A 23639-nucleotide genomic window follows, 5' to 3' on the forward strand; every position below is an offset into this window, starting at 1 on the left:
CCTGGAGGCCGTCCCGTGCGACAAGGCCGCGACCGCCCTTGGACGCCACGCCATGACCCTCACCGGATTCCTCGCCTATAGTGCCGCTCTCGGTATCGCCGCCGCCATTCCTGGCCCCGGTGTCACCGCGCTGGTCGCGCGTGCGCTGGGCTCGGGCTTTCGCTCGTCGCTGGCCATGTCCTTTGGCCTCATGCTTGGCGATCTCACCTACCTGACCGCCGTGGTGCTGGGTCTCGCTTTCGTCGCGCAGGAGTTCGGCATGGTTTTCCTGGCCATCAAATGGGCCGGCGTCGCCTACCTGGCTTTTCTCGGCTGGCGCTTCTGGACCGCCGGCATCAGACCCGAAACCGTCGAAGCCCGGAAGGGCAAGGGCGGATTGCTGTCGAGCTTCGTCGCCGGCCTCACCGTGACGCTCGGCAATCCGAAGACGATGATCTTCTACCTCGCCATCACGCCGACCATCGTCGACCTGAAGACGATCACGCTTGCCGATTACGGCATTCTCGTCGCGCTGACGGTCATCGTCCTGTTCGTCGTGCTGCTGCCTTACCTGGTGCTGGCGGCCAAGGCGCGCTGGTTCCTGAAGTCGCCGCGCGCGCTGAGGGTGCTGAACCGCACCGCCGGCGCCTTCATGGTTGGCGCGGCGGCGGCGATCGCCGCCCGCCAGTAGGTCGTTTCAGCCAAACCATTCCCCAGCCTGGGCTGTTTCGAGAAATGCGTTTCCGAGGGCCAGGCGTTTTCAGCACGCGCCCCCACTCGGATATTTTCCAGCCGCGGCCTATCTTGCGCGGTTGAAAGCCCTATTCTGTCGGCGACTGCCAATTGCCTGAAATCCAGGGAGCGAAACCAATGAACAAGCCCGTCACTTCAGCCCGTGTGCCCGGCCGCGGCCGCATCTACAATTCCATCACCGACACGATCGGCGACACGCCCCTGGCACGGCTCGACAAGTTCGCCAAGGAGAAGGGCATCGTCGCCAATCTGGTCGCCAAGCTCGAATTCTTCAATCCGATCGCCTCGGTCAAGGACCGTATCGGCGTGGCGATGATCGAGGCGCTGGAAGCGGCGGGCAAGATTGCCCCAGGCAAGACCACGCTGATCGAGCCGACATCCGGCAACACCGGCATCGCGCTCGCCTTCGCCGCCGCCGCCAAGGGCTACAAGCTGATCCTGACCATGCCGGAGACGATGTCGGTAGAGCGCCGCAAGATGCTGGCGCTGCTCGGCGCCGAACTGGTGCTGACCGAAGGTCCGAAAGGCATGAAGGGCGCCATCGCCAAGGCTGACGAACTGGCCGCGACGATCCCCAACGCCATCATTCCGCAGCAGTTCGAAAACCCCGCCAATCCGGAAATCCATCGCACGACGACGGCCGAGGAAATCTGGAACGACACGCAGGGCGAAGTCGACATCTTCGTCGCCGGCATCGGCACCGGCGGCACCATCACCGGCGTCGGCCAGGTGCTGAAGAAGCGCAAGCCCTCGGTCCAGATCGTCGCGGTCGAACCGGAGGCCTCGCCGGTGTTGTCGGGCGGCCAGCCCGGCCCGCACAAGATCCAGGGCATCGGCGCTGGCTTCGCGCCAAAGATCCTCGACACAACGATCTATGACGAGATCGTCAAGGTCTCGAACGAGGATTCGGTCGCCAATGCGCGCCTCATCGCCCGCCTCGAAGGCGTGCCGGTCGGCATCTCGTCGGGTGCCGCCCTGCAGGCAGCAATCGTCGTCGGCTCGCGGCCCGAGAACAAGGGCAAGACCCTGGTGGTGATCATCCCGTCCTTCGCCGAGCGGTATCTGTCGACGATCCTGTTCGAGGGGCTGGGGGCTTAGAGCTTCGATACCCAGGAACGGCAGCGCTGGCCCGCTAGCGTGGTTTGTATTGCGCGTGAGCCTGGCCCGCAGAAAAACTCCCCTTGGCGCCGCCGCGCCGCTTGAGCCGACCACTGCTTCCGGTTCATATCACCCCCGGCTCGCGAGAAGACGGGCCGGGGAGGATTTCATGTACAAGCTCTACACGCGTCCGGGCAGCGGCGGCTTTGTCGTCGAGGCAGCGCTGGCGCTGATCGATGCGCCTTTCCAGCAGATCGACGTGCCGAAAAGCGAGGCGCCCGATCCTGCCTTCCTCGCCATCAGCCCGTTGAACCAGGTGCCGGTGCTGACCTTGCCGGACGGACGCTCGATCACCGAATCGGCGGCGATCTGCATCCTGCTCGCCGAGCGCCACCCGCAAGCCCGCCTGGCGCCGACCGCCGACGAACCGGCGCGCGCGGAGTTCCTGCGCTGGATGGCGTTCATGTCCTCGGTGCTCTACCCGGCGGTGCTGCGGCTCTACTACGCCCATCGCTACACGACGGATGCCGAAGGGTCGAAGGCGGTGAAACAGGCGGCGGTCGCCGAGATGGACCGCGGTTTTGCCGTCGTCGACGCAGCCTTGCGCGACCGCGACTGGCTCGCCGGCGATCAGATGTCGCTGGCCGACATCTATCTCGTCATGCTGGTGGCCTGGCATCCCGACATCGAGATGGCGCGGGCGGTCTGGCCCGGTATCGAACGCCTGTGGGCGCGGTTGCGCGAGCATCCGCTGATGAAGACGCTCAACACGTCGCACGAGATGTGGCCGGCCTGAGCGGAAACCTCACTGTCCGAGCGCGGCGCGTTTGGCCTGCAGGAACCGGCGCACCGCCGGATCGCGCTCGAGGCCGATAGCCCGATCATAGGCTTCGACCGCCTGCGCTCCCTGGCCGAGCCTGGCCAGCAGGCCGGCACGCGCGGCCCAGTAGGGCTGGTAGTCATTGAGCCGCTTGTCGTCGCCCAGCACGTAAAGAGCCGCCAAACCCGCCACCGCGCCCTCGGTCTCGGCGATCGCCACCGCGCGGTTGATCGCCACGACCGGCGACCCGGCGATCGAAAACAGCGCTTCGTAGAGCCCGCGGATCGCCGCCCAGTCGGTGCGGCCACGAAGCCGTCGCGCGGCATGCGCCGACTGTACCGCCGCCTCGAGCTGATAACGGCCGATCGTGCCCATGGTGGCGGCGCGGCCGAGCAGGGCTTCCGCCTCGTCGACCAGGGCATGATCCCACAATGCATGGTCCTGCTCGGCGAGCGGCACATACTCTCCGGCCGGGTCGCGCCGCGCCGCACGGCGCGCCTCGGCGAACAGCATCAGAGCCAGCAGGCCCAGCGCTTCCGGCTCGTCGGGCAGCAGCGAGGCCACCAGCCGGCCGAGCCAGATACCTTCGGTGGCGAGGTTCCGGCGCCGCGTCTCGGTACCGGCCGGATCGGACCAGCCCTCGGCGAAGGCGGCGTAGATCGCCTCCAGCACCGCGCCCAGCCTTTCGCCGAGTTCGGCCCGCTCCGGCACGCGGAACGGAATGCCGGTCTCGCGGATGCGGCTCTTGGCGCGCACCAGGCGCTGGCCCATCGTTGACGGCGAGAGCAGGAAAGCGGAAGCGATCGTCGCGGCATCGAAGCCGAGGATGGTCTGCAGGATCAGCGGTGCCCGCACGCCCGGTTCGATCGCCGGATGGGCGCAGGCAAACATCAGCCGCAATCGTTCGTCGGGCAGGTCGTCATCGATCATGCGCGCCTCCGCCTCCTCGGCAATCAACTTGAGATGCTCGCGGCCGGCTTCGCTGGTCAGCCGCCGCCGCACCGCATCGACACGCCGCCGCCTTGCCACCGCGAGCAACCAGGCTTCCGGCTTTTCCGGCACGCCGGTTCGCGGCCAGCGTTCAAGCGCCGCCGCAAAGGCGTCGGCCAGCGCATCCTCCGCCGCGGCCACGTCGCGCGTGCGCGCCGCCAGCCAGGCGACCAGCTTGCCATAGCTCTGCCGGGCGGCCGTCTCGGCCGCCGCCCGGGCAATTTCGGGTCGAGCGTCCATCACGCCGTCACTTCTTGGGCAGATAGTCGGCCATTTCCCAGATCGGTCGCACCTCGACGGTCCCGGTGCTGGCCGCCGGACAGCGCGCCGCCCAGGCGATCGCGGCGTCGGCGTCCTCGGCTTCGATCATGTAGAAGCCGGCAAGCTGCTCCTTGGTGTCGGCATAGGGGCCGTCGAGCACGCTGGTCTTGCCGTCAGTCATCCGGACCAGGGTGGTCGCCTGGCTCGGGCGCAGCCTGTCCCCGGCCAGCCAGGTGCCGGACTTCTTCAGCGCTTCCGTGTAGGCGTCGTAGGCGGCGCTCATCTGATAGGTCGCCTCGGTCGGCACGTTCGCCATCGCGGCTTCGTCGGCGTAGATCATAAGCATGTATCGCATGGGTCTCTCCCGTGGTTTGGAAGGCCGCTTCGTTGCGGGCCGAACGTATGTCGCGCGGCGGCGACCGATTTCGACAGGTCACGGAAAAACTTTCGGCTTCGTCGCGAAGTTTCGCAAGAACCGTATCTCACCTTCGGTGCCGGGCGACATCCACTGCCGCACTGGCGGCGATGACTGGCGGCCCTATCCTTGTCGCAGACAAGCAGACGAGGCGGAGCGACAGGAGTAAGACAATGGAACTCGTCACCCACAAGAAGTTCAAGAACGGCCGCTTGATGCCATGGGGGAAGGGCACGGTCGTCAGCGGCGCGAAGGGAACTGTCTATCTCTGTGGAAACACGGCGACATCGGACGATTACGATCCGGCCGGCAAAGCGGGCGGCGGCTTCGCCGGCGATGTGGCGGCGCAGTGGCGCGCGGTTCTCGGCTCCATCAAATCGGACCTGGAAGAGCTCGGCAGCGGGCTGGACAATCTCATCAGGCTGACCTTCTTCGTCAGAGGGCCCTTTCCCGACGGCGGTGTTCTCAGCTCTCCCAATTTTCGCCTCGACGTGCTGGACGCTTTCTTTGCCGAGCACTGCCCCAAGCACTGCAGTTACAACAATCCGCCGCCCTCGGAAGTAATTGGCGTCGCGGCGCTTGCCCAGGCAGACATCATGATTGAGATCGTCGCGGTCGCGGCGCTGCCGGATTGAAAGGCAATGCGGCCGCGACGTGCCGTGCCGCGGTTTTGCCCCTTAACCGTCGGTCTAATGCGCCCGGGGTGGGTGCTCAGCGTCGTGTCCTGCTCGCCGCGACCGGCGCGACCGGCGATGGCTGGACGCTGTGCACGGTTCAGGGTTGCCTGGAACTCGGCCAGGCGGCGGGCGGCGTTATCGTGCTCGAACCCNTCAAAGACGCGGCGTTGCCGCACGGCGGCGGTCGGCCAGGGCAGGGCGTTCGGCGCGATAGGCGGTGGCGCGGCTGTCGGCGCCCGGCCTGCAGATGCGGCTGTTGTGGCGGCTTTCGAAGCTCATGGTCAGTGCGCGCCCAGCGACGTGCCGCGACGGGCGCAGGCCGGACCCGGTCCGCGCATGTAATAGCGCTCGGGCCGGTAGGTCGGCGCGACGAATTCGCGGATGGCGGCGGCATAGCCGATGAGTTGCGTGAGGAAGTTCATTTTATCTGGTCCCTGTCCCGATTTTCGGACGTCCCTTCCGAAGTGCGGGAACGATAGCATCGAGGCGTGAATACTCAGTGAACGTGATGTTAATTTTTGGTCGAAAACCCGCCGCTTCATGGCGGGATTGCGGCTCATTCGGGGTGTTTCGACGCCTTTTGTCACCATTTCGGTCCGTGTGACTTTTGCATCACATATGTTTCGTTTGAATGTCGCCTTGGCGCGCTTGTGTTTCAACTTTCGTGCCGCCCGGGAATTTCCTTGCCGCGCGGCCGCGAGCGTTCGGAACCCGCCCCACCAATGGACGTTGAGACGCAGGACCGGCATTGCCGGCTCACAGGCACTGCCCAGGCAGGCCGGAACCTCCCGAGCAAGCAAGAGCAATGGAAAGGCTGAAATCATGGGCTTCTTTTCGAAGGACATCAAAACGCTGGACGACCTCTTCGTACACACGTTGCGCGACATCTATTACGCCGAAAAGCAGATCGAGAAGGCGTTGCCGAAGATGGTCGACAAGGCAACCGATCCGCAATTGAAGGCCGGCTTCGAAAAACACCTCGAGCAGACCAAGGGCCATATCGAACGCGTCGAGCAGGTGTTCGAGCTGCATGGCGTCAAGGCCAAGCAGGTGAACTGCCCGGCCATCGACGGCATTCTCGAGGAGGCCGACGACGTCAGCGGCGATGTCGACGACAAGGACGTTCTGGATGCCGCGCTGATCGCCTCCGCGCAGGCCGTCGAGCACTACGAAATGACCCGCTACGGCACCTTGATCGCCTGGGCCAAGCAGCTCGGCCGCAGCGACTGCGCCAATGTGCTGGCCAAGAATCTCAAGGAAGAGCAGGCAACGGATCGTAAGCTGACCGAAATCGCGGAAAGCAAGATCAACCTGCAGGCCGCCGAATAGGGGCTGAAAGCCGGGGCCGGCGGCAACCGCGCCGGCCCCGGCGGACCGGGTTGGAACCGAGCGGGGTGGTCGCCCGTTCCAGCTGATCTTTCTCACGGGGAAATCATCATGGCGCCGCGCCCGGCCTGGAAAGGCTATCTGAAGCTCTCGCTGGTCACCTGCGCCATCGAACTGACCAACGTGGTCACCCATGCCGACAAGGTCTCGTTCCATATCCTGAACCGCAAGACCGGCAATACGGTGAAGCGGATCTATGTCGACGCCGAGACCGGCAACCCGGTCGAGGACGGCGACGAGATCAAGGGATACGAGATCGAAAAGGGCGACTTCGTCCACATAGAGGAGGATGAGATCGAGGCGGTGCAGATCGAAACCTCGCACACGATGAGCCTCGACGGCTTCGTCGACAAATCCTCGATCCGGCAGATCTATCTCGACACACCCTACTATGTCGCGCCGGCCGACAAGGTTTCGGAAGAGGCCTTCGCCGTCATCCGGGATGCGATGGCGGGCAAGAAGATGGCCGGGCTGGCGCGCATCGTCCTTTATCGACGCGAGCGTCCCGTGGTCATCGAGCCGCTCGGCAAGGGCATGGTGCTGACCACGCTGCGCTACGACAACACGGTGCGCCAGCCGGAGACTGTCTTCGGCGACATCGAGGCGGTGAAGACCGACCAGGAGATGACCGATCTGGCCGAGCTCATCATCGACAAGAAGAAGACGAAGTTCGATCCCTCGAAATTCGACGACAAATATGAGGAAGCCCTGCTCGAACTGATCCGCGCCAAGAAGGCGGGGCACAAGGCGCCCAAGGCCAAGGAGGCGCCCAAACCCTCCAATGTCGTCAACCTGTTCGACGCGCTGAAGAAGAGCCTGTCGTCGGATTCGGCGCCAACCAAGTCATCCCCGGCGAAAGCCAAGCCGGCGGCCAAACGTGCCAAGGCGAAAAGCGTTGCGCCGAAGCGCAAATCGGCCTGAGGATACGAGATGGCGAGCAGCCTCGAACAGTACCATTCGAAGCGTGACTTCAAGAAGACCGCCGAGCCGGCGGGCAAGGTTGCGCGCGGCAAGCAGGACGGCGGCATCTTCGTCGTCCAGAAGCATGCCGCCACACGGCTGCATTACGATTTTCGACTTGAGTATGACGGCGTGCTGTGCAGCTGGGCGGTGACGCGCGGCCCGAGCCTCGATCCGCACGAAAAGCGGCTGGCCGTGCATGTCGAGGATCATCCCATCGACTATGCCGGCTTCGAGGGCACCATCCCCAAGGGCGAATATGGCGGTGGCTCGGTCCTCGTCTGGGACGAGGGCACCTGGACGCCCGAGGGCGATCCGGCCAAGATGATGGCGAAGGGCCACATCAACTTCGAACTCGACGGTCACAAGCTGCGTGGCAAATGGCATCTGGTGCGGCTGCGGCCGCGCCCCGGCGAAAAACGCGACAACTGGCTGCTGATCAAGTCGGACGATGCCGCCGCACGCCCCGGCGAGGATATTCTGCAAGACGAGCCGAAATCGGTGAAATCAGGCCTGACGATCGAGGAGGTCGGTGAAGGCAAGGCGGCCAAGGGTGAGAAGCCGAAGGTCTGGCATTCGAACAAACCGGCCGCCGGCAAGGCCAGGACCGGCGGCAAGAAGCTCGATTTCATCGAGCCGCAGCTCGCCACGCTGGAGCGCGACGCACCCTCGGGCCAGGACTGGCTGCATGAGGTGAAGTTCGACGGCTACCGCATGCAGGCGCAGATCGCCGGCACCGACGTTCGGCTCCTGACCCGCACCGGCCTGGACTGGACGGAAAAATTCGGCGGCGAGATCGCGGCCGAACTCGCCGCGCTGAAATGCAGCGACGCCATCCTCGACGGCGAGATCGTCGTTCTGGCCGACAGCGGCGTGTCGTCCTTCGCGCTGCTGCAGCAGGATCTGTCGGCGAAGCGGACGAATCGCTTCATCTATTACGTCTTCGACCTGATGCGGCTCGACGGCAAGGATTTGCGCCGGGAGCCGCTTGTCGAGCGCAAGCAGGCCTTGCAGGCGCTGCTCGGCCAGCCATCCGACGCCACGGCGGTGCGTTTTTCCGACCATTTTGCGGAACCCGGCAAGATCATGCTGGAACATGCCTGCCGCATGGGGCTGGAAGGCGTCGTCTCAAAACGCGCCGATGCGCCCTACCGCGGCGGGCGCGGTCCGACATGGGTCAAATCGAAATGCACGGCACGGCAGGAATTCGTCATTGGCGGCTATCTGCCGTCGGACAAGACCGGGCGCGGCCTGCGCTCGCTGCTGGTCGGCTATTTCGAAGACGGCGGCCTGCACTATGCCGGCCGTGTCGGCACCGGCTTCTCCACCAAGAGCGCCAACGACTTGCAGAAGAAGCTCGATGCGCTGAAGGCGGACGCCTCGCCCTTCGATGCGGCCGTACCGAAGGGTAAGGGCCTGGTCTGGGTCAAGCCGGAACTGGTCGGCGAAGTGGAGTTTCGCAGCTGGACGTCGGACCGTATAATACGCCATGCTTCGTTCCAGGGGTTGCGCGAGGACAAGCCGGCGGAGGAAGTCGTGCAGGAAAAGCCCAAGGCAACGGGAACAGGGGCCACGGGAACCAAGGCAGCGACAGGCAAGAGCCCCGCCAAGGCCAAGCCGGCGGCAGGCAACGCCAACACGGCAGCAACCGCGGCGAAAACCACCGTGAAGCTGTCCCACCCGGACAAGCTTCTGTGGCCCGACGAAAAGATCTCGAAGCAGGCCCTGCTCGATCATTACGCGCTGGTATGGCCGCGCATGAAGCAATTCGTGGTCGACCGCCCGCTCAGCCTGGTCAGGGCGCCCGATGGCGTCGGCGGCCAGCGCTTCTTCCAGAAGCATGCCTCGCCCGGCATGCATGCGAAAATCGAGAAGACCAAGGATCCCACGGATGGCGAGGAAATCCTGTTCATCCGCGATTTCGATGGCATCGCGGCGCTGGTCCAGCTCGGCGTGGTCGAGATCCACATCTGGGGCTGCACCATCGACAAGCTTGAACAGCCCGACCAGATCGTCTTCGACCTCGACCCCGACGAGGGCGTCGATGTGAAGGCGGTGCGCGAGGCGGCGCTCGACATCAGGGGCAAGCTCGACGAGCTGTCGCTGCCCAACTTCGTCAAGACATCGGGCGGCAAGGGCTTTCACGTCGTCGTTCCGCTGAAGCCGTCGGCGGATTGGGCCGAGGTCAAAAGCTTCGCCCATGATTTTGCCAGGGCGCTGGAGCAAGGCGCGCCGGACCGCTACACCGCGACGCTGTCGAAGAAGGCGCGCACGGGAAAGATCTTCGTCGACTATTTGCGCAACGGCAGCGGCGCGACCACCGTCGCGCCGTACTCCTCGCGCGCCAAGAAGGGCGCGACGGTGTCGATGCCGGTGACCTGGGCCGAGATCGAGGCGGGCCTGCCGCCGAACGCCTTCCCGATCGGCGACAAGACGACGCTGAAACGGCTTTCCGAAGCCGATCCCTGGGTGGATTTCTTCAAGAAGGGCAAGGTGCTGAAGCGGGGGTAGCTCGACTTTCAACGCTGCGGGACTCTCACCCCAAAAACACCCTCTCGAACGCCTGCTTGCCCGGCGGCGAGAAAATCACCGCGCGGCTCTCTTTCTCGCGGCGCGCCCATTTCTCGGCAAGGATCTTGTCAAGGATGGCGGCGCCCAGCGTCCCGGCGAGGTGCGAACGCCGCACGCTCCAGTCGAGGCAGGCGCGGCACACCGGCCGCCGCGGCTTGGTGTAGACATCGATGCCGATCGCCGCGAAATGCGATGCGGCGGACGGCCCGAGCCTGATCTCCTTGTCGTCGCGGACCAGTATGTTTTTCTCGACAAAGCGGTCCAGCATCGCAACCGCCTGCTCTCCGGCGAGGTGATCGTAGCAGACGCGCGCGACGCGCATCGCGCTGTCGCGCGGGCCCGGCCGGACGCGCCTGGGGCCAACGGCTTCCGCCACGCCGGTGATGGCCTCGATCATGCCGGCCACTTGCGGGCCGGCCAGACCGTAATAGCGATGCCGGCCCTGGCTGGCCAAGGTCAGCAGCCCGCCCTCCATCAGCTTGGACAGATGCGAGGAGGCGGTCGGCAGCGACACGCCGGCCTCCAGCGCCAGTTCGCTCGCGGTCAATGCCGTGCCGCCCATCAGGGCGTTCAGCATGTTGGCGCGGGCCGGATCGCCGACCAGGCTGGCTATGCGGGCAATGTCGGGTCCTTCACGCATGGTTTGATCCTCATCGAAGCATTCTTGTCAGGTAACCATTATTCTCCGATGAGATCAAGGAGACGAGGATGGCCGCACGAACCGCTTTCACCCCCGAACGGGTCCCCCGCCGCCAATCGTTCCCGTTCGTCACCTGGGTCCGCTCACGGCTGCTGGCCCGCTGGTATGACCGCCATTCGCAGCGCCGCGACCTCTCGGAGATCGACGACCACCTGCTGCGTGACCTCGGCCTGACACGGGAGGACGTGCGCCGCGAATGCGCGAAATCCTTCTGGCAGGCGTGATCGCCAAGTCATCTGCCTAGCAGATCGGGTGGCACGACGTTTCGAGGCCGCTCGAACTATCGGCGCGAAAGCCATCAAGGAGAAAACGACCATGACCATCACCTGCTTCATCCGTTATGAGATCGACCCGTTCGGCAAGGCCGCCTTCGAGGAGTATGCCCGCAACTGGGGTCAGGCCATTCCACGCTGCGGCGCCGATCTGATCGGCTATTTCGCGCCGCATGAGGGCTCGGCCACGACGGCCTATGCCGCCTACAACATCGAAAGCCTTGCCGCCTACGAAGCCTACCGCGCCCGGCTTGCCGCGGACCCCGCCGGCAAGGCAAACTATGAGTTCGCCAAGCGCCAACGCTTTATCCTCAAGGAGGACCGCATGTTCCTGAAACTGGCTTCCGGCCCGCATGCGCCGCTGGTGAAGGCATGATCGCCGTCATCTTCGAGGTGCAGCCGGCGCAGGGCAAGCGCGATGCCTATCTCGGCATCGCCGCGAACTTGCGCCCGCTGCTCGACCGCATTGACGGGTTCATCTCCGTCGAGCGCTTCCAGAGCCTGGCCGACCCGAACCGGGTGCTGTCGCTGTCGTTCTGGCGCGACGAGGAGGCGGTGAAGGCCTGGCGCAACACCGAAGAGCACCGGCAGGCGCAGCAGGCCGGGCGCGGCGGTATCTTTGCCGGCTATCGGTTGCGGATCGCGCACGTGGTGCGCGACTACGGACTGACCGAGAGGGACGAGGCGCCGGCGGACAGCCGCGCGACGAATGGATAGCGCCGTTCCTTCCCGCTGCTACGCATTCCCGATCAGCACGCCCGCCGCGAACACCAGGGCGCCGCCCAGCACCACCTGGAAGGCGGCGCGCAGGAACGGGGTCTGCATGTAGCGGTTCTGGACGAAGGCGATGGCCCACAGTTCGAAAAACACCACCACGGCGGCTACCGCCGTCGCGGTCCAGAAATGCGGGATAAGATAGGGCAGCGCGTGGCCGAGGCCGCCCAGCGTCGTCATGATGCCGACGGTGAGGCCGCGCTTGATCGGCGAACCCCTGCCCGACAGCTTGCCGTCGTCGGAAGCGACCTCGGTGAAGCCCATCGAGATGCCGGCGCCGATCGAGGCGGCGAGAGATCGGAAGAGCACACGNCGCATGCGCCGAGCTTTCATGGCCCTGTTCGGCCGCGGCCAGATCGTCAAGCAGCTTGCGGGTCGAGGCGTCGGTGGTGCGCTTGGCCGCCTCGACATAGAACAGGTAGGCCTGCCGCTCCATCGCCTCGGCCTGGCGGCGCACAGCCTCGATGCCGAGCGGCCGCACCAGCCAGTCGGGCTTGCGCTCGAAATAGCCCCTCACATGCTCACGGCGGACCAGCGGAATGCGCTCGCCGAAACGCTTGCGGAAGAGTTCGATCAGCGAGTCGCGATGGCCGTCTTCCTCCTCGGCCATGGCCTCGAAGAGTTTGGCCGATTGCGGAAAGGTCTCGGACAATCCGTCCGCATAGGCCCGGTAGATACGCCCGTCATCCTCCTCCGATGAAATGGCCAGCGCCAGGATCTCCTGTTCGGAGAGCGATTCGAAGGAGCGGCGGCCGAAGCCGAAAACACGGGAAAGCATGAGGAAATCACCCTAGTTTAGAATTGTTCTAAACTATGATTTGCAACGTCCATGGTCAATCGTGCGCTTAGCCACAGTCAAGAATAGTTGAAGCCGGGCACTCGGCGTCTCTCTTCATATCAGCGAATGTTCACCTATATATGGGGGCCAAGCAAAAAAGGAACGAGCTGATGACGGACAAGAAGCCTCCGCACGCCTACGACCCGAAACCGGTCCTCGATCTCATCGCCAGCATCGAGGCCGACCTGCAGCGCCTGAAGGGACTGGTCGAGCAGCAGGTCGAGAAATTCGACCCCGCCAACCCGCACAACAAGGCACCAGACGGCAAGCTGACCGAGGAAGGCGTCGAGTGCTGCTACCGCATGTTCGACGAAGGCAAGTCGCGCTATTCGGTGGCCCAGCAGATGAAGATCTCGTTTGCCGCCGCCACGCATCGGTTCAACAACTGGCGCAAGCTGGGCGGCAGCAAGCGGCAGCGGACATTGCTGGGGTGAATTGCGACATGCGGGCGTGACGGCCGCAACGCTGGATACATTTGTATCTTTGATCACAATCGCGAACTTTGTCCCGGTCACATCTTTTCGTTGGCATCGCGCGAGCCTTTGCGTGCACCATGGCCGGATCGCATCGCCACAGGACCCGCCATGACCACCCCTCCCGGCATCGCCGACATCCACGCCGCCGCCGCACGGCTCTCGGGCCTGATCGTCGAGACCCCCTTGATCGAATCGCAGGAGCTGAACAGGCGCTTCGGCGGCCGCATCCTGTTCAAGCCGGAGACGCTGCAGCGGACCGGCTCGTTCAAGTTCCGCGGTGCCTACAACAAGCTGTCGACGCTGAGCGAGGCGGAGCGTTCTCGTGGCGTCGTCGCTTTCTCCTCGGGCAATCACGCGCAAGGAGTGGCGGCTTCCGCCGCCATGTTCGGCGTCAAGGCGGTCATCGCCATGCCGGCGGACGCGCCTGACATGAAGATCGCCAATGTCCGCAAGATGGGCGCCGAAGTGGTGCCCTTCGACCGTTTCAAGGACGACCGCATGACGGTCGTGCGCCCCTATCTCGACAAGGGCATGGCGTTGGTGCCGCCCTTTGACGATCCGGCCATCATTGCCGGCCAAGGCACGATCGGACTGGAGCTGGTGAGGCAGGCGCGGGCGCTGGGTGTCTCGCTCGACGCGGTCGTCATCCCCTGCGGCGGCGGCGGCCTGACCAGCGGTATCTCGGTTGCCGTGAAGGATACCTCGTCCGGCACCGCGATCTGGGCGGTCGAACCCGAGCATTTCGACGACACGCGCCGCTCGCTGGCGGCGGGCGCCAGGGTGTCGAACGAGCCGGGCCATAGTTCGATCTGCGACGCCATCCTCACCGCCGAGCCGGGTGCGATCACCTTCGAGATCAACCGCCGCAACCTCGCCGGCGCCGTCGCCGTCTCCGAGGATGCCGTCAGGCAGGCGATGCGCGACGCCATGGCCTTTCTGAAGCTGGTGGTCGAGCCCGGCGGCTGCGTCGCGCTGGCGGCGCTGTCATCGGGCGAGATCGAGCTGTCGGGCAAATGCGTTGCCGTGGTGCTGTCCGGCGGCAATGTCGATTTCGGCACCTATGCCGGGATCATGGCGGCGTAGGGCGGCACGGTTCAGCTCTCGTCAGTCCAGCGTGCGCCTGAACCGCACCAGCGCAACGCCGGCGAACAGCGCGACAAAGACCACCAGCCAGCCGATCTCGGTCGCCACCGCCGGCAGTTCCGCGCCCTTCAGCATCACCGCGCGGGTGATGCGCAGGAAATGCGTCAGCGGGAAGATCTCGCCGAAGGTCTGCGCCCAGTCCGGCATGCCGCGATAGGGGAACATGAAGCCCGACAGCATGATCGAGGGCAGGAAGAAGAAGAAGGTGAGCTGAAGCGCCTGCATCTGCGTGCGTGCGATCGTCGAGATCGTGTAGCCGAGCAGCACCAGCGACAGCACGAACACCAGCACCGCCGACAGAAGCAGCGTCATCGAGCCGGTGAACGGGATGGCGAACAGAAGCTTCGACGCCGCCAGCACCACCCCCACTTGCACCGCTCCGACCGCCAGGTAGGGCAGCACCTTGCCCATCATGATCTCCAGCGGGCTCGACGGCATCGCCAGGAGATTCTCCATCGTGCCGCGCTCGGTCTCACGCGTCAGCGCGATCGAGGTCATCATCACCATCGTCATCTGCAGGATGACCCCAAGCAGGCCGGGCACGATGTTGTATTGCGAGATGCCTTCGGGATTGTAACGGCGGTGGACGACGACATCGAGCTGGCCCCTGGCGGCTTCCGCCGCGGCCTCCTGCGTGCCCTGCGCTCTCAGCAGCGCCTGGCCGGCGATGGTGCCGAGCGTCGAGATGGCGCCGCTGGCGACCGCCGGATCGGTGGCATCGGCCTCGATCAGGATTTGCGGCTTGTCGCCGCGCTCGACGCGCCGGGCGAAATCGGCCGGGATGGTGACGACGAAAGCGACGTCGCCACGCGCCATCAGGAACTCGGCCTCGTCCGCGCTTTGCGCGACATGGTCGAAGCGGTAATAACCGGTGGTCTGCAGCGCCGCGACCATGGCGCGGGTATAGGGATCGCTGCTGGTCGCCACCAGGGCCGCCGGCAGGCTTTTCGGGTCGTTGTTGATGGCGTAGCCGAACAGCACGAGCTGGATCAGCGGCACGCCCAGCATCATGGCGAAGGTAATGCGGTCACGCCGCATCTGGATGAACTCCTTGATCAGCAGGGCGCCGAGCCTGGCGAAGGAAAAGACGCTGTTCATGCCATGTTGTCCTTCGATCCCGACATGAACTGGATGAAGACATCCTCCAGGCTGGTTTCGCCCGGCGTCACCGTCACGCCCTTGTGCTCTCTCTCGACATCGGTAAGCGCGCCCTCGAGCTTCTCGCGGTCGGAACCGACGACGTGAAGCGTCGCGCCGAACGGCGCCACCTGGTCGACGCCGGGGCGGCCTTGCAGTGCTTGCGCCACCTCGTCGAGCCGCGGACCCTGCAGCACGAAGGTGGTCAGGCCCGCATTCTTCACCACCTCGGCGACGGTGCCGGTGGCCAGCATCTTGCCATAGGAGATGTAGCTGATGCGGTGGCAGCGCTCGGCCTCGTCCATGTAATGTGTGGACACCAGCACGGTCAGCCCGCCGCTCGCCAGGCGATGGATCTCGTCCCAGAACTCGCGCCGCGCCTTCGGGTCGACGCCGGCCGTCGGCTCATCCAGCAGCAGCAGTTTCGGCTTGTGCATGATGCAGGCGGCCAGCGCCAGGCGCTGCTTCCAGCCACCGGACAAGGTGCCGGCCAGCTGATTGCGGCGCGTCGTCAGCCCGAGCTCCTCCAGTGTGCGCGAGACATAGTCCTCGACCGGCCGCAGCCGGTAGAGCCGCGCCACGAATTCGAGGTTCTCGCCGATCGTCAGATCCTCGTAGAACGAGAATTTCTGCGTCATGTAGCCGACTTCGCGCTTGATCCTGAGGCTGTCGGTGCGGATGTTGAAGCCCAGCACCGTGCCTTCGCCCTCGTCCGGCGTCAGCAGGCCGCACATGATGCGGATGGTGGTGGTCTTGCCCGAGCCGTTGGGGCCGAGGAAGCCGACGATCTCGCCCTCGGCGACCGACATCGTCACATGGTCGACGACGGTCTTGTCGCCGAAGCGCTTGACCAGGCCGTGAACGTCGATGGCGTTCATTTTCCCATATCCGCGAGATCGACATCGACGATCTGGCCGGGCTGCAGCGGCCCCGCATCGCCCTCCGGCCGCGCCTCGACGAGGTAGACCAGCTTCTGCCGGTTTTCGAGGGAGTAGATCACCGGTGGGGTGAATTCGGGATCGGGCGAGACGTAGCTGACGCGCGCCTTCACCCCCGGGCCGCAGCCGTCGCAATGGACGCGGAGCAGGCTGCCGACCTTGACCGAGGAGAAGGCGCTTTCCGGAATATAGACGCTGAGCTTCACCGCGCCGTCGGGAAGCACCGAGATGACCGGCGCGGTCGGGCCCGCCGTGTCGCCGGGATTGCGGATGACGTCGTTGACGCGGCCTGGCGAAGGTGCCGCCAACACCCGTTTGGAGAGCCGCCATTGCGCCTGATCCAGTGCCGCCTGCGCCTGTTTGACCTGATTGTCGGCGGCCTTGATCGTTTCGGCGCGCGCCGGCAGGCCGCCGACCGCCAGGTTGGCCTCCGCCTGGCCGACCTGCGCATTGGCCGTCTCCAGCGTCGCGGAAGCCGTGTCGAAATCTGCCTGCGTGCCGGCGCCGCGTTTGAACAGGTCGCTGGCGCGGTCGAATTTTCGCTTTGCGTCGGCGGCCTGTGCCTTGGTCATGTCGACCTCGGCCTTNTGACGCGGTCGCCTCGCTTCACCGCCACCGTATCGACCTGCGCCACCTCGATCGGCGCCAGGAGCACATAATCGCCCTCGACATAACCGACGGCGAGCGGCGCCACCGGCGCGCAGGCGCCGAACAATTGCGCGGCGAGCGGCAGCGAGCACAGAAAGCTCATTGTTTTGATCCCTTCATTCCTGGTCCCTTCCGGGCGGCCAGTATGGCGCCGAGATTGTCCGTGGTGACCGCCACCACCTTGGCGGCCTCGGCGGCGCCGATGTCGCGCCAGCCCATGCGGCGCATGACAGCCTCGCGGCCGATGCGGAAATAGATGACCTGCCCGATCAACGTGAACACAGTGAGCCGGGTGCGTTCGCTCTCGGCCGGCTCTCCGGTGGCCTGCTCCCAGATCTGGCACAGCCGGCGGTGCGTCGGCTCAAAGACGCCGTCATAGATGCGGTCGAGCGCCGCCGTCGGATAAGACAGCTCGCGCAGCACGAATTGCACGATCTCTCCGGCCTGCGGCTGAGCCACGATGAAGCCGACCATCCGCTCGAGCGCCGTGAAGAGCTGCGCGCCTGCCGCTTCCGGATCGCTTGCCGCCGCCTGTCCATGGCCGAGCCTCTCGCCTGCGCCCAGTGCCTGCCCGGCGACGGCCTGGATGGTCGCGACGATGAAGTCGGCGGCAGCGGCGCGAAGACCTTCCTTGCCGCCGAAATGATAGGCGATCGAGCCTATATTGGCGCCCGCCTCGGCGGCAATCTGGCGCGTCGAGGTGCCGTCGAAGCCCTGCCGCCCGAACAGTTTCAACGCCGCCTGGACCAGCGCGGCGCGCGTCGGCTCTGCCGGGGAGGTCTCGCGGCGGGGCCGCCTGGCATCTGGCAATTTTATCATGCAAAAGACTTTAATCAATCGATTGATTAAAGTCAACTTGCATGCGGCGCTGTCTTGCCATCGCGCGCGGCAACCGCTTTAGTGCGCGGCCATGGGCAAGGAAGTCGAGCGTAAATTCCTGGTCTCCAGCACCGCATGGCGGGATCTGGCGGAAGCCGATATCCGCATTCTTCAGTTCTATCTCGCCACGGCACCCGGGCGAACCGTCCGCATCCGCATCAGCGATGGCGCCTCCGCCAAGCTGACGCTCAAATTCGGCAGCAGCGCGCGCGAGCGCGACGAATTCGAATATTCGATCCCGCTGGAGGAGGCGGTGGAGATGCTGGACTTCGCCATCGGACGTGTCATCGAGAAGACACGTCACCATGTTAGGCATCGCGGCTATCTCTATGAAGTCGATGTCTTTGGCGGTGCACTGGCGGGACTTGTGGTGGCCGAGCTCGAGACGCCAGAAGAGGTTCCGGACGAAATGCTGCCTGACTGGCTCGGCCGGGAAGTGACCGGCGAGCAGAAATTCTACAACGCGTCGCTCGCCCTTGGGGGGATACCGGAGATCGCCGCATGAGCTTTCGTATCGATCCGCGCCTGCCGCTGACCGGGGAGGTCAGGCGTATCCTTGCCGAGGAGATCGGCAAGGCCCTGCTGCATCTGGAGATGGCGCACACCCGGCCGGAACAGGGGCTGCACAAGTGCCGCAAGCGGCTCAAGAGCGCGCGTGCCTTGTTGCGCCTGGTTCGTTCCGGTGACGAAACTTTCTGCGCCACGGAAAACCAGTGCTATCGCAATGTCGCGGCGCTGCTTGCCGGTCCGCGTGAAGCCACGGCCCTGATCGAAACCATCGATCGGCTGGCGGCGGACTTTGGCAGGGAAAGCACCGGTAGCGGGCTTGATGCCGTGCGCGACAGGTTGATCGTACGCCAGCATGATCTGCACGAAGGCGCCGGGCTGAAGGCGGCGATCGGGGCGGCCACCGCCGCCTGCGAAGACGGCCTGAAGCGCATTGGAACCCTTGCTTTGCCCGATCAGCCGGAACAGGCCGCCGACGTGCTTGCCGAAGGCGCCCGCGTCGCCTTGCGGCGTGCAAGGAAGGCGCTCGACAAGGCCGGCGCGCGCGGTGAAGCCGACGATTTCCATGACCTGCGCAAGGCTGCCAAGACGCATGGCATGCACCTGTCGCTGCTGGGCAGGCTGTGGCCGACCCCGATCAAGGCGCGGCGCAAGGCCGTGGATGAACTGGGCGAGCGGCTCGGTGAACTGCACGACGTGTTCGTCATGCGCGCGCTGCTCGAGGCGGACAGCGAGCCGCTGGGGCCGCCCGAGGACACAAAACTCCTCGGCAAGTTGCTTAAGCGCTCGGAAAAGAGCCTCAGGAAAGCCTGTCTCGCCGAGGCCGCCGAACTGTTCGGCGACAGCCCCAAGCGCGCGACGAAAAAGCTCGCCCGCAAGGCACGCGACGATCTTGCCGGCGCTGCCTCGCTGGAAGACACGAACGCCACCGCCAATTGACAGCGGCTGGCGCTCAGCCGCCCGTCCGTGGTAATCGCCGTATGGAATGACCAAGCCCGGCGACACGCTCCTGGATCGACTTGGCCGCTGGCTTGCCGGCCGGTTGCAGGACGAATCCTCCGGCTATGAACCCTATACGCCATCGGACCCAGAAACGCTGCGCCGCACGTTGGAGCCGGGCGACATCCTGCTGATCGAGGGCAACCAGAAGATTTCGGCGGCGATCAAGTACCTCACACAGTCAACCTGGTCGCACGCGGCTTTCTATGTCGGCGACGCGCTGGCCGAACCGGAGGACGGTACGGAACGGCGGCGGCTGATCGAGGTCACGCTCGGCGAAGGCAGCGTCGCCGTACCGCTGTCGCGCTACCGGACCTACAACACCCGCATTTGCCGCGCGAGCGGACTGGCGCCGGAGGATCGCGACAAGGTGGTCGCCTTCATGATCGGCAAGCTCGGTTTGAAATACGACCTCAAGAATATCTTCGACATGCTGCGCTATTTCCTGCCGACGCCGCCAGTGCCGGTGCGTTGGCGCCGCCGCATGCTGGCGTTTGGTTCCGGCGACCCGACACGCGCCATCTGCTCGACGCTGATTGCCGAGGCTTATGGCCAGATCCGCTACCCGATCCTGCCCGAGATCACCCGCGCGCCCGGCCGTGCCTCGGCGCAGTCGAACTATTCGCGCAGGGAAATCCTGCACATCCGCCACCACTCGCTCTATACGCCACGCGATTTCGACCTGTCGCCGTTTTTCCGCATCGTCAAACCGACGCTGGAATACGGTTTCGACTACCGGCAGATGGTCTGGGACGACAAGGCAAGCACAGACGCCGAAGCCGCAAAGGCCGGAACAATCGCCTCGGACACGTGATGGCTTCGGCCTGGGTCAGGACATGCCCTGTGGCGCGGCCTGTCCGACGAGGTGCATGCGTTTCACATGGCGGCCTACATCATGCCGAAACCGCTACAGGGCCCTGGTTTTCGGCTCTGTGTTCGACCCAGACATGGACCGGTTCGTCCCGGCCGCGGATGCTCACCGGTCCATGATCGCGCGCATTCAACTGTGTCGCGGGCGATTCCGCCTTCGCGGCCTCGATCAGTCGTGATCCAAAACAGATATTCGCCTGAACCTCACGGCACAGCGACTGCAAACGGCTGGCGACGTTGACAGTGTCGCCCACCACCGCGAAGGACAGATTGCGCTCGCTGCCGACAGCGCCGATGACGACTGCGCCGTATTGTGCACCGATCCGAACGTCCAACGGCGGATATCCCCTGGACACACGCTGCACATTCCAGTCTTCGAGTGCGGCGATCATCGCTTCAGCGCACTGAATGGCGCGAGTCGCGTCGTCATGGCTGGCTTGCGGAACCCCGAATGTCGCCATGATGCAATCGCCGATATAGTTATCGACGGTGCCGTGGTGGTCGAAAATAACCTGCTCCATGCGACGGTGGAACTGACGCAGAAGTTCAAACACTGCTTCGGCCGGATGATCCTCGGAATAATGTGTGAAGCCGACGATGTCGGCGAACAGCACCGCGATATTCTGCCGGCGGACCGGGCCGAAGGGCTCGTCATCCGTGGCGAGCTGGTCGACGACGTTGGGCGAAAAATGCCGGGCAAGATTGGCGCGGGCACGCTCTGCCTTGACATAGTCCTCCGACAGACGTCGGGAACGAGAGACGACCAGCGCCATGATCGCGCCGATAATCAGCACAACCAACACATTGGTCGCCTGCGCGAACGTATCGACGAAATTGGGGTTGAGATAAAGCCTCAACCGCTCTGTCATCGGCAGCGAATAGAGGTTCGTCGCCGGAATGACGGTTCCCGGATGAAAAATCACCCATCCCACCCCGATCGCCCACGTCAAGGCCGCGAGCGCGCCGAGATAGAGCGCCAATCGTGTCGAAAGGGTCAGCGCGCCAAGGCACACGAAAATCAGCAGGAATTTGAAGCTGCCCTCGCGCAGTTGCATTGCGGCCGGCACCACCTCCGCGGAAAACGGGTTGGGCGTTACCAGCAGAATGGTCAACAGAATGATGTCAAGCGTACCGACGAGGTAACCGATCCACCATGGCCCCGTGCGACGGCGCACAAGAAGAAACTGGATCAGGCCGACGAGCTGGAACAGCACGAGGCCCGCCAGCACGAAGAGCAGTGAGGCATCCCAGCGGCTGATCAATGAAAAGAAGCAGGAGATCACAGCGAGCGATGCCGTACGCGCCCAGAACTGCAATGCAGCACCCTGGCGTTCTGCGCGCTCCCGCAAATTCTTCAGGCGCGAATAGCGGCGAAGTTCAAGTGTCGGTGAGGTCGGCATAGCATCACTTCGATTTCACGGGGACGAGTCACGCATTCGGCAAACTCGCCTAATACAGTCTGGCCCGCCTACTACAGTCTGGCAAATCAGTGTGCGAATTCTATCATGAATGTTGGTGCCGGATCTGTTCTATCCCAACGCGCCCTACCGGCGCGGTCGGTATCGCGGGCCGCGTGGCTGGTCCGGGCGGCCAGCCGGTGGCGAATGGTGGCAGTCGGCGCCGCGGGAGCGGTGCGCGACAAGCTCAGCCGCCAGGTGCAGCCAGGCTCGGGATGATTGGTCAGGCCGGCAGGGGGTGGCGTTTTGCAGGAGCGGCGGGCTGGGCGCCGGCATCGCGCGGATGCGGGCCGATCGGCATGATCGCGGGAAACGGCGTCGCCCCGAAGGCAAACGTCCATTTGTAACCGGTGAGCCCGTCCTCGGGCGTCGTATGCTGGTCGTGATGGGCGAGCAGTTTGGCGCGCTCGGCCAGCTCCTCCGCCTCGCGCCGCACCATCTCCGCCGTCTCCGGACGCATCCGCCTGGAGAAGCTGACGAAGGTCGCCCCCTTATCGATATGGCTGATGGCCCAGCCGATGAAATTCTTGTTGGTCATCTCGAACAGCGGCCTGAGTGGCCCCTCGAAATTCCACTGGATCGGCGTTTCGACCAGCAATTTCGCCGACAGGCCACGGCCAAGCGCGATCAGGCCGAGCTGCTCGAGGTCGCGCAGATAGAGGAACATCGAGGCCTCGCTCAGGCCTTGCGAACGCATGATGCCTTCAGGCGTGAATTTCTCCGAGAGCATGACGAAGATGAACAGCAACGCCGGCCGGCCGGCGAGCCGGCGCTCGATCTCGGGCGCGATGTGGTTGACCGGCCCCGGCCCGCGGTTCATCGAGCCGAGCACGTTGTCCAGCTCGACACCGGCGGCGGCACAGATATCCACCAGCCGGTCGAGCTTGCAGTTCTTCTCGTGGAAGATGCGCTTCACCGTCGGCTCGGAAATGCCCATGCGCTCGGCAAGCTCACGATAGGTGACACCTTTCGCCTTCAGCGTCCGCTTCAGCGCCTCGAAGATCAGAGCGTTCATGGGATGCACCTCTTGCCGGCATTTTAGTATCGATATTCGATACTAGCGGTAATCGAGCTTCCGGAAAAGTATCAAAAACACTAGCTACCCGCCTGTCATCACAGGAGAACAGCCATGAACCGTTTCATCCTCCCAGCCTTTGCCGCCATCATCGGCATCGGCATCGCCACCGCACCCGCCGTCCGGGCCGGCGAACTCTGGCGCGCCACGGGCCTCGAACAACCGGAATCGGCGCTGTTCGATGCCGCCAACAATCGCATCATCGTCTCCAACATATCAGGCAATCCGGGCGAAGCTGACGGCAACGGCTATCTCAGCCTGCTGTCGCTGGACGGCAAGACGGTCACCCAGCATTGGACCGACGGCATGGACGCGCCCAAGGGCATGGCGATAGCGGGCGGCAGGCTCTATGTCGCCGACATCACCAAGATCCGCGTCGTCGATCTGGCCAGCGGCAGGCTGATCGCCAGCATCGCGGTGCCGAATGCGGTCTTCCTCAACGACATGACTTCGGACCAGACAGGCAAGGTCTATGTCAGCGACATGCTGGCCGACACGATCTATCGCATCGACGGCGACAAACCGGAGCTGTTCGCCAGGGATGCGTTGCTGGCTTCACCCAACGGCGTCTTCGCCGATGGCGACAGGCTGATCGTCGCCTCCTGGGGCAAGGGCATCAAGGCGGATTTCAGCACGGCGGAGCCCGGCGGCCTGCTGGCCATCGACCTCGCCACGAGGAAAATCACGCCTTTGCCCGGCGCGCAGAACTTTGCCGACCTCGACGGCGTCGTCGCCATTGGCGACGCCATCTATGCCACCGCCTACATGACCGGCACGCTTTACCGGTACAAGGCCGGCGGAACCCCGGAAGCGGTGGCGCATTTCAAGCCCGGCAGCGCCGACATCGGCACCGACGGCAAGTCGATCCTCTATGTGCCGCTGATGGGCGAGGGCGAAGTGGCGGCATTGAAGCTCGACTGAGCACCGGCGCTTCGGGGTCGATCCATGCGACCCATGCTAACAGCCGTGGAATGGACCGTGCTACGACGGTCCATTCCACGGTAATGGTCAAGGAG

General features: G+C 64.6%; 26 protein-coding genes and 2 pseudogenes. 16 read left to right on the forward strand and 12 right to left on the reverse strand.

Annotated elements, in window-relative coordinates; genetic code table 11:
- The first annotated feature begins 52 nt into the window (after positions 1 to 52).
- The 3 genes from X742_RS157030 (at position 53) to X742_RS157020 (ending at position 2626) form a co-directional block, all read left to right on the forward strand.
- Positions 53 to 670, forward strand: a complete 618-nt coding sequence (locus X742_RS157030; RefSeq protein WP_023771959.1) for a LysE family translocator — start codon at positions 53 to 55, stop codon at positions 668 to 670.
- A gap of 179 nt (positions 671 to 849) precedes the next feature.
- Positions 850 to 1830: a cysteine synthase A gene (cysK, locus tag X742_RS157025; RefSeq protein WP_023771960.1), complete on the forward strand. Its 981-nt coding sequence runs from the start codon at positions 850 to 852 to the stop codon at positions 1828 to 1830.
- 169 nt (positions 1831 to 1999) lie between these two features.
- Positions 2000 to 2626 carry a glutathione S-transferase family protein gene (locus X742_RS157020; RefSeq protein WP_023771961.1) on the forward strand — a complete coding sequence of 209 codons (627 nt, stop codon included), beginning with the start codon at positions 2000 to 2002 and terminating at the stop codon, positions 2624 to 2626.
- 9 nt (positions 2627 to 2635) lie between these two features.
- On the opposite strand, the gene X742_RS157015 is transcribed toward X742_RS157020, so the two are convergent.
- Complete coding sequence (locus X742_RS157015; RefSeq protein ID WP_023771962.1) at positions 2636 to 3880, reverse strand: RNA polymerase sigma factor; 1245 nt, start codon at positions 3878 to 3880, stop codon at positions 2636 to 2638.
- A gap of 7 nt (positions 3881 to 3887) precedes the next feature.
- The gene (locus tag X742_RS157010; RefSeq protein ID WP_023771963.1) at positions 3888 to 4256 is read right to left on the reverse strand and encodes a YciI family protein; all 369 of its coding nucleotides are present in this window, start codon (positions 4254 to 4256) and stop codon (positions 3888 to 3890) included.
- Positions 4257 to 4489: 233 nt separating this feature from the next.
- Here X742_RS157010 and X742_RS157005 point away from each other — a divergent pair, with 233 nt between their 5' ends.
- Positions 4490 to 4951, forward strand: a complete 462-nt coding sequence (locus tag X742_RS157005; protein ID WP_023771964.1) for a RidA family protein — start codon at positions 4490 to 4492, stop codon at positions 4949 to 4951.
- 195 nt (positions 4952 to 5146) lie between these two features.
- Here the strand turns inward: X742_RS157005 and X742_RS1000000176505 are convergent, their stop codons facing one another.
- Together X742_RS1000000176505 and X742_RS1000000174785 are read right to left on the reverse strand one after the other, a co-directional pair.
- Complete coding sequence (locus tag X742_RS1000000176505; RefSeq protein ID WP_023771965.1) at positions 5147 to 5272, reverse strand: hypothetical protein; 126 nt, start codon at positions 5270 to 5272, stop codon at positions 5147 to 5149.
- A gap of 2 nt (positions 5273 to 5274) precedes the next feature.
- On the reverse strand, positions 5275 to 5817 hold the full coding sequence (locus X742_RS1000000174785) for a hypothetical protein (protein ID WP_198019212.1): 543 nt from the start codon (positions 5815 to 5817) through the stop codon (positions 5275 to 5277).
- Here X742_RS1000000174785 and X742_RS157000 point away from each other — a divergent pair.
- The 3 genes from X742_RS157000 to ligD all read left to right on the forward strand — a co-directional run bounded on the left by X742_RS157000 (position 5816) and on the right by ligD (position 9850).
- A complete protein-coding gene (locus tag X742_RS157000; protein ID WP_015314781.1) occupies positions 5816 to 6322 on the forward strand; it encodes a ferritin-like domain-containing protein in 507 nt (168 codons plus the stop codon). The genes X742_RS1000000174785 and X742_RS157000 overlap by 2 nt on opposite strands.
- 108 nt (positions 6323 to 6430) lie before the next feature.
- A complete protein-coding gene (locus X742_RS156995) occupies positions 6431 to 7300 on the forward strand; it encodes a Ku protein (RefSeq protein ID WP_023771966.1) in 870 nt (289 codons plus the stop codon).
- 9 nt (positions 7301 to 7309) lie between these two features.
- Positions 7310 to 9850, forward strand: a complete 2541-nt coding sequence (gene ligD, locus X742_RS156990; protein ID WP_023771967.1) for a DNA ligase D — start codon at positions 7310 to 7312, stop codon at positions 9848 to 9850.
- Between the two features lie 25 nt (positions 9851 to 9875).
- Here the strand turns inward: ligD and X742_RS156985 are convergent, their stop codons facing one another.
- Positions 9876 to 10550 carry a winged helix-turn-helix domain-containing protein gene (locus tag X742_RS156985; RefSeq protein ID WP_023771968.1) on the reverse strand — a complete coding sequence of 225 codons (675 nt, stop codon included), beginning with the start codon at positions 10548 to 10550 and terminating at the stop codon, positions 9876 to 9878.
- 68 nt (positions 10551 to 10618) lie between these two features.
- On the opposite strand from X742_RS156985, the gene X742_RS156980 reads away from it, so the two are divergent.
- The 3 genes from X742_RS156980 (at position 10619) to X742_RS156970 (ending at position 11599) form a co-directional block, all read left to right on the forward strand.
- Positions 10619 to 10834, forward strand: coding sequence for a DUF1127 domain-containing protein (locus X742_RS156980; protein WP_023771969.1), 216 nt, complete (start codon positions 10619 to 10621; stop codon positions 10832 to 10834).
- A 91-nt stretch (positions 10835 to 10925) separates the two neighbouring features.
- On the forward strand, positions 10926 to 11258 hold the full coding sequence (locus tag X742_RS156975; protein WP_023771970.1) for an NIPSNAP family protein: 333 nt from the start codon (positions 10926 to 10928) through the stop codon (positions 11256 to 11258).
- Positions 11255 to 11599: an antibiotic biosynthesis monooxygenase gene (locus X742_RS156970; RefSeq protein WP_023771971.1), complete on the forward strand. Its 345-nt coding sequence runs from the start codon at positions 11255 to 11257 to the stop codon at positions 11597 to 11599. The genes X742_RS156975 and X742_RS156970 overlap by 4 nt, the downstream gene beginning before the upstream one ends.
- Positions 11600 to 11617: 18 nt before the next feature.
- Here the strand turns inward: X742_RS156970 and X742_RS01000000170025 are convergent.
- Positions 11618 to 12434, reverse strand: a pseudogene (locus X742_RS01000000170025) (ferritin family protein).
- A 170-nt stretch (positions 12435 to 12604) separates the two neighbouring features.
- Between X742_RS01000000170025 and X742_RS156965 the strand changes: the two are divergent.
- Positions 12605 to 12928 (forward strand): hypothetical protein, encoded by a 324-nt coding sequence (locus X742_RS156965; RefSeq protein ID WP_023771974.1) that lies wholly within the window; start codon positions 12605 to 12607, stop codon positions 12926 to 12928.
- A gap of 150 nt (positions 12929 to 13078) precedes the next feature.
- Complete coding sequence (locus X742_RS156960) at positions 13079 to 14053, forward strand: threonine/serine dehydratase (RefSeq protein WP_023771975.1); 975 nt, start codon at positions 13079 to 13081, stop codon at positions 14051 to 14053.
- Positions 14054 to 14074: 21 nt separating this feature from the next.
- On the opposite strand, the gene X742_RS156955 is transcribed toward X742_RS156960, so the two are convergent.
- The 4 genes and pseudogenes from X742_RS156955 to X742_RS156945 all read right to left on the reverse strand — a co-directional run bounded on the left by X742_RS156955 (position 14075) and on the right by X742_RS156945 (position 17655).
- On the reverse strand, positions 14075 to 15211 hold the full coding sequence (locus X742_RS156955) for an ABC transporter permease (RefSeq protein WP_023771976.1): 1137 nt from the start codon (positions 15209 to 15211) through the stop codon (positions 14075 to 14077).
- Positions 15208 to 16128, reverse strand: coding sequence for an ABC transporter ATP-binding protein (locus X742_RS156950; protein WP_023771977.1), 921 nt, complete (start codon positions 16126 to 16128; stop codon positions 15208 to 15210). The genes X742_RS156955 and X742_RS156950 overlap by 4 nt, the downstream gene beginning before the upstream one ends.
- A pseudogene (locus X742_RS01000000170030) lies at positions 16125 to 16939 on the reverse strand (HlyD family efflux transporter periplasmic adaptor subunit). Before X742_RS01000000170030 ends, X742_RS156950 begins: the two are co-directional and overlap by 4 nt.
- Positions 16936 to 17655: a CerR family C-terminal domain-containing protein gene (locus X742_RS156945; protein ID WP_023771978.1), complete on the reverse strand. Its 720-nt coding sequence runs from the start codon at positions 17653 to 17655 to the stop codon at positions 16936 to 16938. Before X742_RS156945 ends, X742_RS01000000170030 begins: the two are co-directional and overlap by 4 nt.
- A gap of 91 nt (positions 17656 to 17746) precedes the next feature.
- Between X742_RS156945 and X742_RS156940 the strand changes: the two genes are divergently transcribed.
- The 3 genes from X742_RS156940 to X742_RS156930 are packed head-to-tail and all read left to right on the forward strand — an operon-like array spanning position 17747 to position 20035.
- Positions 17747 to 18220 (forward strand): CYTH domain-containing protein, encoded by a 474-nt coding sequence (locus tag X742_RS156940; protein ID WP_023771979.1) that lies wholly within the window; start codon positions 17747 to 17749, stop codon positions 18218 to 18220.
- The gene (locus X742_RS156935; RefSeq protein WP_023771980.1) at positions 18217 to 19161 is read left to right on the forward strand and encodes a CHAD domain-containing protein; all 945 of its coding nucleotides are present in this window, start codon (positions 18217 to 18219) and stop codon (positions 19159 to 19161) included. The genes X742_RS156940 and X742_RS156935 overlap by 4 nt, the downstream gene beginning before the upstream one ends.
- A gap of 46 nt (positions 19162 to 19207) precedes the next feature.
- Positions 19208 to 20035, forward strand: a complete 828-nt coding sequence (locus tag X742_RS156930) for a YiiX/YebB-like N1pC/P60 family cysteine hydrolase (RefSeq protein ID WP_023771981.1) — start codon at positions 19208 to 19210, stop codon at positions 20033 to 20035.
- A gap of 79 nt (positions 20036 to 20114) precedes the next feature.
- Here X742_RS156930 and X742_RS156925 read toward each other — a convergent pair whose 3' ends face one another.
- Positions 20115 to 21491 carry an adenylate/guanylate cyclase domain-containing protein gene (locus X742_RS156925; RefSeq protein WP_023771982.1) on the reverse strand — a complete coding sequence of 459 codons (1377 nt, stop codon included), beginning with the start codon at positions 21489 to 21491 and terminating at the stop codon, positions 20115 to 20117.
- Positions 21492 to 21771: 280 nt separating this feature from the next.
- Positions 21772 to 22563 (reverse strand): helix-turn-helix transcriptional regulator, encoded by a 792-nt coding sequence (locus X742_RS156920; RefSeq protein ID WP_023771983.1) that lies wholly within the window; start codon positions 22561 to 22563, stop codon positions 21772 to 21774.
- A gap of 114 nt (positions 22564 to 22677) precedes the next feature.
- Here X742_RS156920 and X742_RS156915 point away from each other — a divergent pair, with 114 nt between their 5' ends.
- Positions 22678 to 23544 (forward strand): ATP/GTP-binding protein, encoded by an 867-nt coding sequence (locus X742_RS156915; RefSeq protein ID WP_023771984.1) that lies wholly within the window; start codon positions 22678 to 22680, stop codon positions 23542 to 23544.
- Positions 23545 to 23639 lie beyond the last annotated feature (95 nt).

Source organism: Mesorhizobium sp. LNHC229A00, from assembly GCF_000502415.1.
Classification (GTDB): Bacteria; Pseudomonadota; Alphaproteobacteria; order Rhizobiales; family Rhizobiaceae; genus Mesorhizobium.

What these genes read in the sequence shown, in the direction of transcription:
- X742_RS157005 (WP_023771964.1), top strand. Translation starts at nt 4,490, where the DNA reads ATGGAACTCGTCACCCACAAGAAGTTCAAGAACGGCCGCTTGATGCCA.
- X742_RS1000000174785 (WP_198019212.1), bottom strand. Translation starts at nt 5,817, where the DNA reads ATGATTTCAGCCTTTCCATTGCTCTTGCTTGCTCGGGAGGTTCCGGCC.
- X742_RS156945 (WP_023771978.1), bottom strand. Translation starts at nt 17,655, where the DNA reads ATGATAAAATTGCCAGATGCCAGGCGGCCCCGCCGCGAGACCTCCCCG.
- X742_RS156925 (WP_023771982.1), bottom strand. Translation starts at nt 21,491, where the DNA reads ATGCCGACCTCACCGACACTTGAACTTCGCCGCTATTCGCGCCTGAAG.
- X742_RS1000000176505 (WP_023771965.1), bottom strand. Translation starts at nt 5,272, where the DNA reads ATGAGCTTCGAAAGCCGCCACAACAGCCGCATCTGCAGGCCGGGCGCC.
- X742_RS156935 (WP_023771980.1), top strand. Translation starts at nt 18,217, where the DNA reads ATGAGCTTTCGTATCGATCCGCGCCTGCCGCTGACCGGGGAGGTCAGG.
- X742_RS156915 (WP_023771984.1), top strand. Translation starts at nt 22,678, where the DNA reads ATGAACCGTTTCATCCTCCCAGCCTTTGCCGCCATCATCGGCATCGGC.
- ligD (WP_023771967.1), top strand. Translation starts at nt 7,310, where the DNA reads ATGGCGAGCAGCCTCGAACAGTACCATTCGAAGCGTGACTTCAAGAAG.
- X742_RS156930 (WP_023771981.1), top strand. Translation starts at nt 19,208, where the DNA reads ATGACCAAGCCCGGCGACACGCTCCTGGATCGACTTGGCCGCTGGCTT.
- X742_RS157020 (WP_023771961.1), top strand. Translation starts at nt 2,000, where the DNA reads ATGTACAAGCTCTACACGCGTCCGGGCAGCGGCGGCTTTGTCGTCGAG.
- X742_RS156975 (WP_023771970.1), top strand. Translation starts at nt 10,926, where the DNA reads ATGACCATCACCTGCTTCATCCGTTATGAGATCGACCCGTTCGGCAAG.
- X742_RS156995 (WP_023771966.1), top strand. Translation starts at nt 6,431, where the DNA reads ATGGCGCCGCGCCCGGCCTGGAAAGGCTATCTGAAGCTCTCGCTGGTC.
- X742_RS156970 (WP_023771971.1), top strand. Translation starts at nt 11,255, where the DNA reads ATGATCGCCGTCATCTTCGAGGTGCAGCCGGCGCAGGGCAAGCGCGAT.
- X742_RS156985 (WP_023771968.1), bottom strand. Translation starts at nt 10,550, where the DNA reads ATGCGTGAAGGACCCGACATTGCCCGCATAGCCAGCCTGGTCGGCGAT.
- X742_RS156965 (WP_023771974.1), top strand. Translation starts at nt 12,605, where the DNA reads ATGACGGACAAGAAGCCTCCGCACGCCTACGACCCGAAACCGGTCCTC.
- X742_RS157015 (WP_023771962.1), bottom strand. Translation starts at nt 3,880, where the DNA reads ATGGACGCTCGACCCGAAATTGCCCGGGCGGCGGCCGAGACGGCCGCC.
- cysK (WP_023771960.1), top strand. Translation starts at nt 850, where the DNA reads ATGAACAAGCCCGTCACTTCAGCCCGTGTGCCCGGCCGCGGCCGCATC.
- X742_RS156955 (WP_023771976.1), bottom strand. Translation starts at nt 15,211, where the DNA reads ATGAACAGCGTCTTTTCCTTCGCCAGGCTCGGCGCCCTGCTGATCAAG.
- X742_RS156950 (WP_023771977.1), bottom strand. Translation starts at nt 16,128, where the DNA reads ATGAACGCCATCGACGTTCACGGCCTGGTCAAGCGCTTCGGCGACAAG.
- X742_RS156920 (WP_023771983.1), bottom strand. Translation starts at nt 22,563, where the DNA reads ATGAACGCTCTGATCTTCGAGGCGCTGAAGCGGACGCTGAAGGCGAAA.
- X742_RS156940 (WP_023771979.1), top strand. Translation starts at nt 17,747, where the DNA reads ATGGGCAAGGAAGTCGAGCGTAAATTCCTGGTCTCCAGCACCGCATGG.
- X742_RS156980 (WP_023771969.1), top strand. Translation starts at nt 10,619, where the DNA reads ATGGCCGCACGAACCGCTTTCACCCCCGAACGGGTCCCCCGCCGCCAA.
- X742_RS156960 (WP_023771975.1), top strand. Translation starts at nt 13,079, where the DNA reads ATGACCACCCCTCCCGGCATCGCCGACATCCACGCCGCCGCCGCACGG.
- X742_RS157030 (WP_023771959.1), top strand. Translation starts at nt 53, where the DNA reads ATGACCCTCACCGGATTCCTCGCCTATAGTGCCGCTCTCGGTATCGCC.
- X742_RS157000 (WP_015314781.1), top strand. Translation starts at nt 5,816, where the DNA reads ATGGGCTTCTTTTCGAAGGACATCAAAACGCTGGACGACCTCTTCGTA.
- X742_RS157010 (WP_023771963.1), bottom strand. Translation starts at nt 4,256, where the DNA reads ATGCGATACATGCTTATGATCTACGCCGACGAAGCCGCGATGGCGAAC.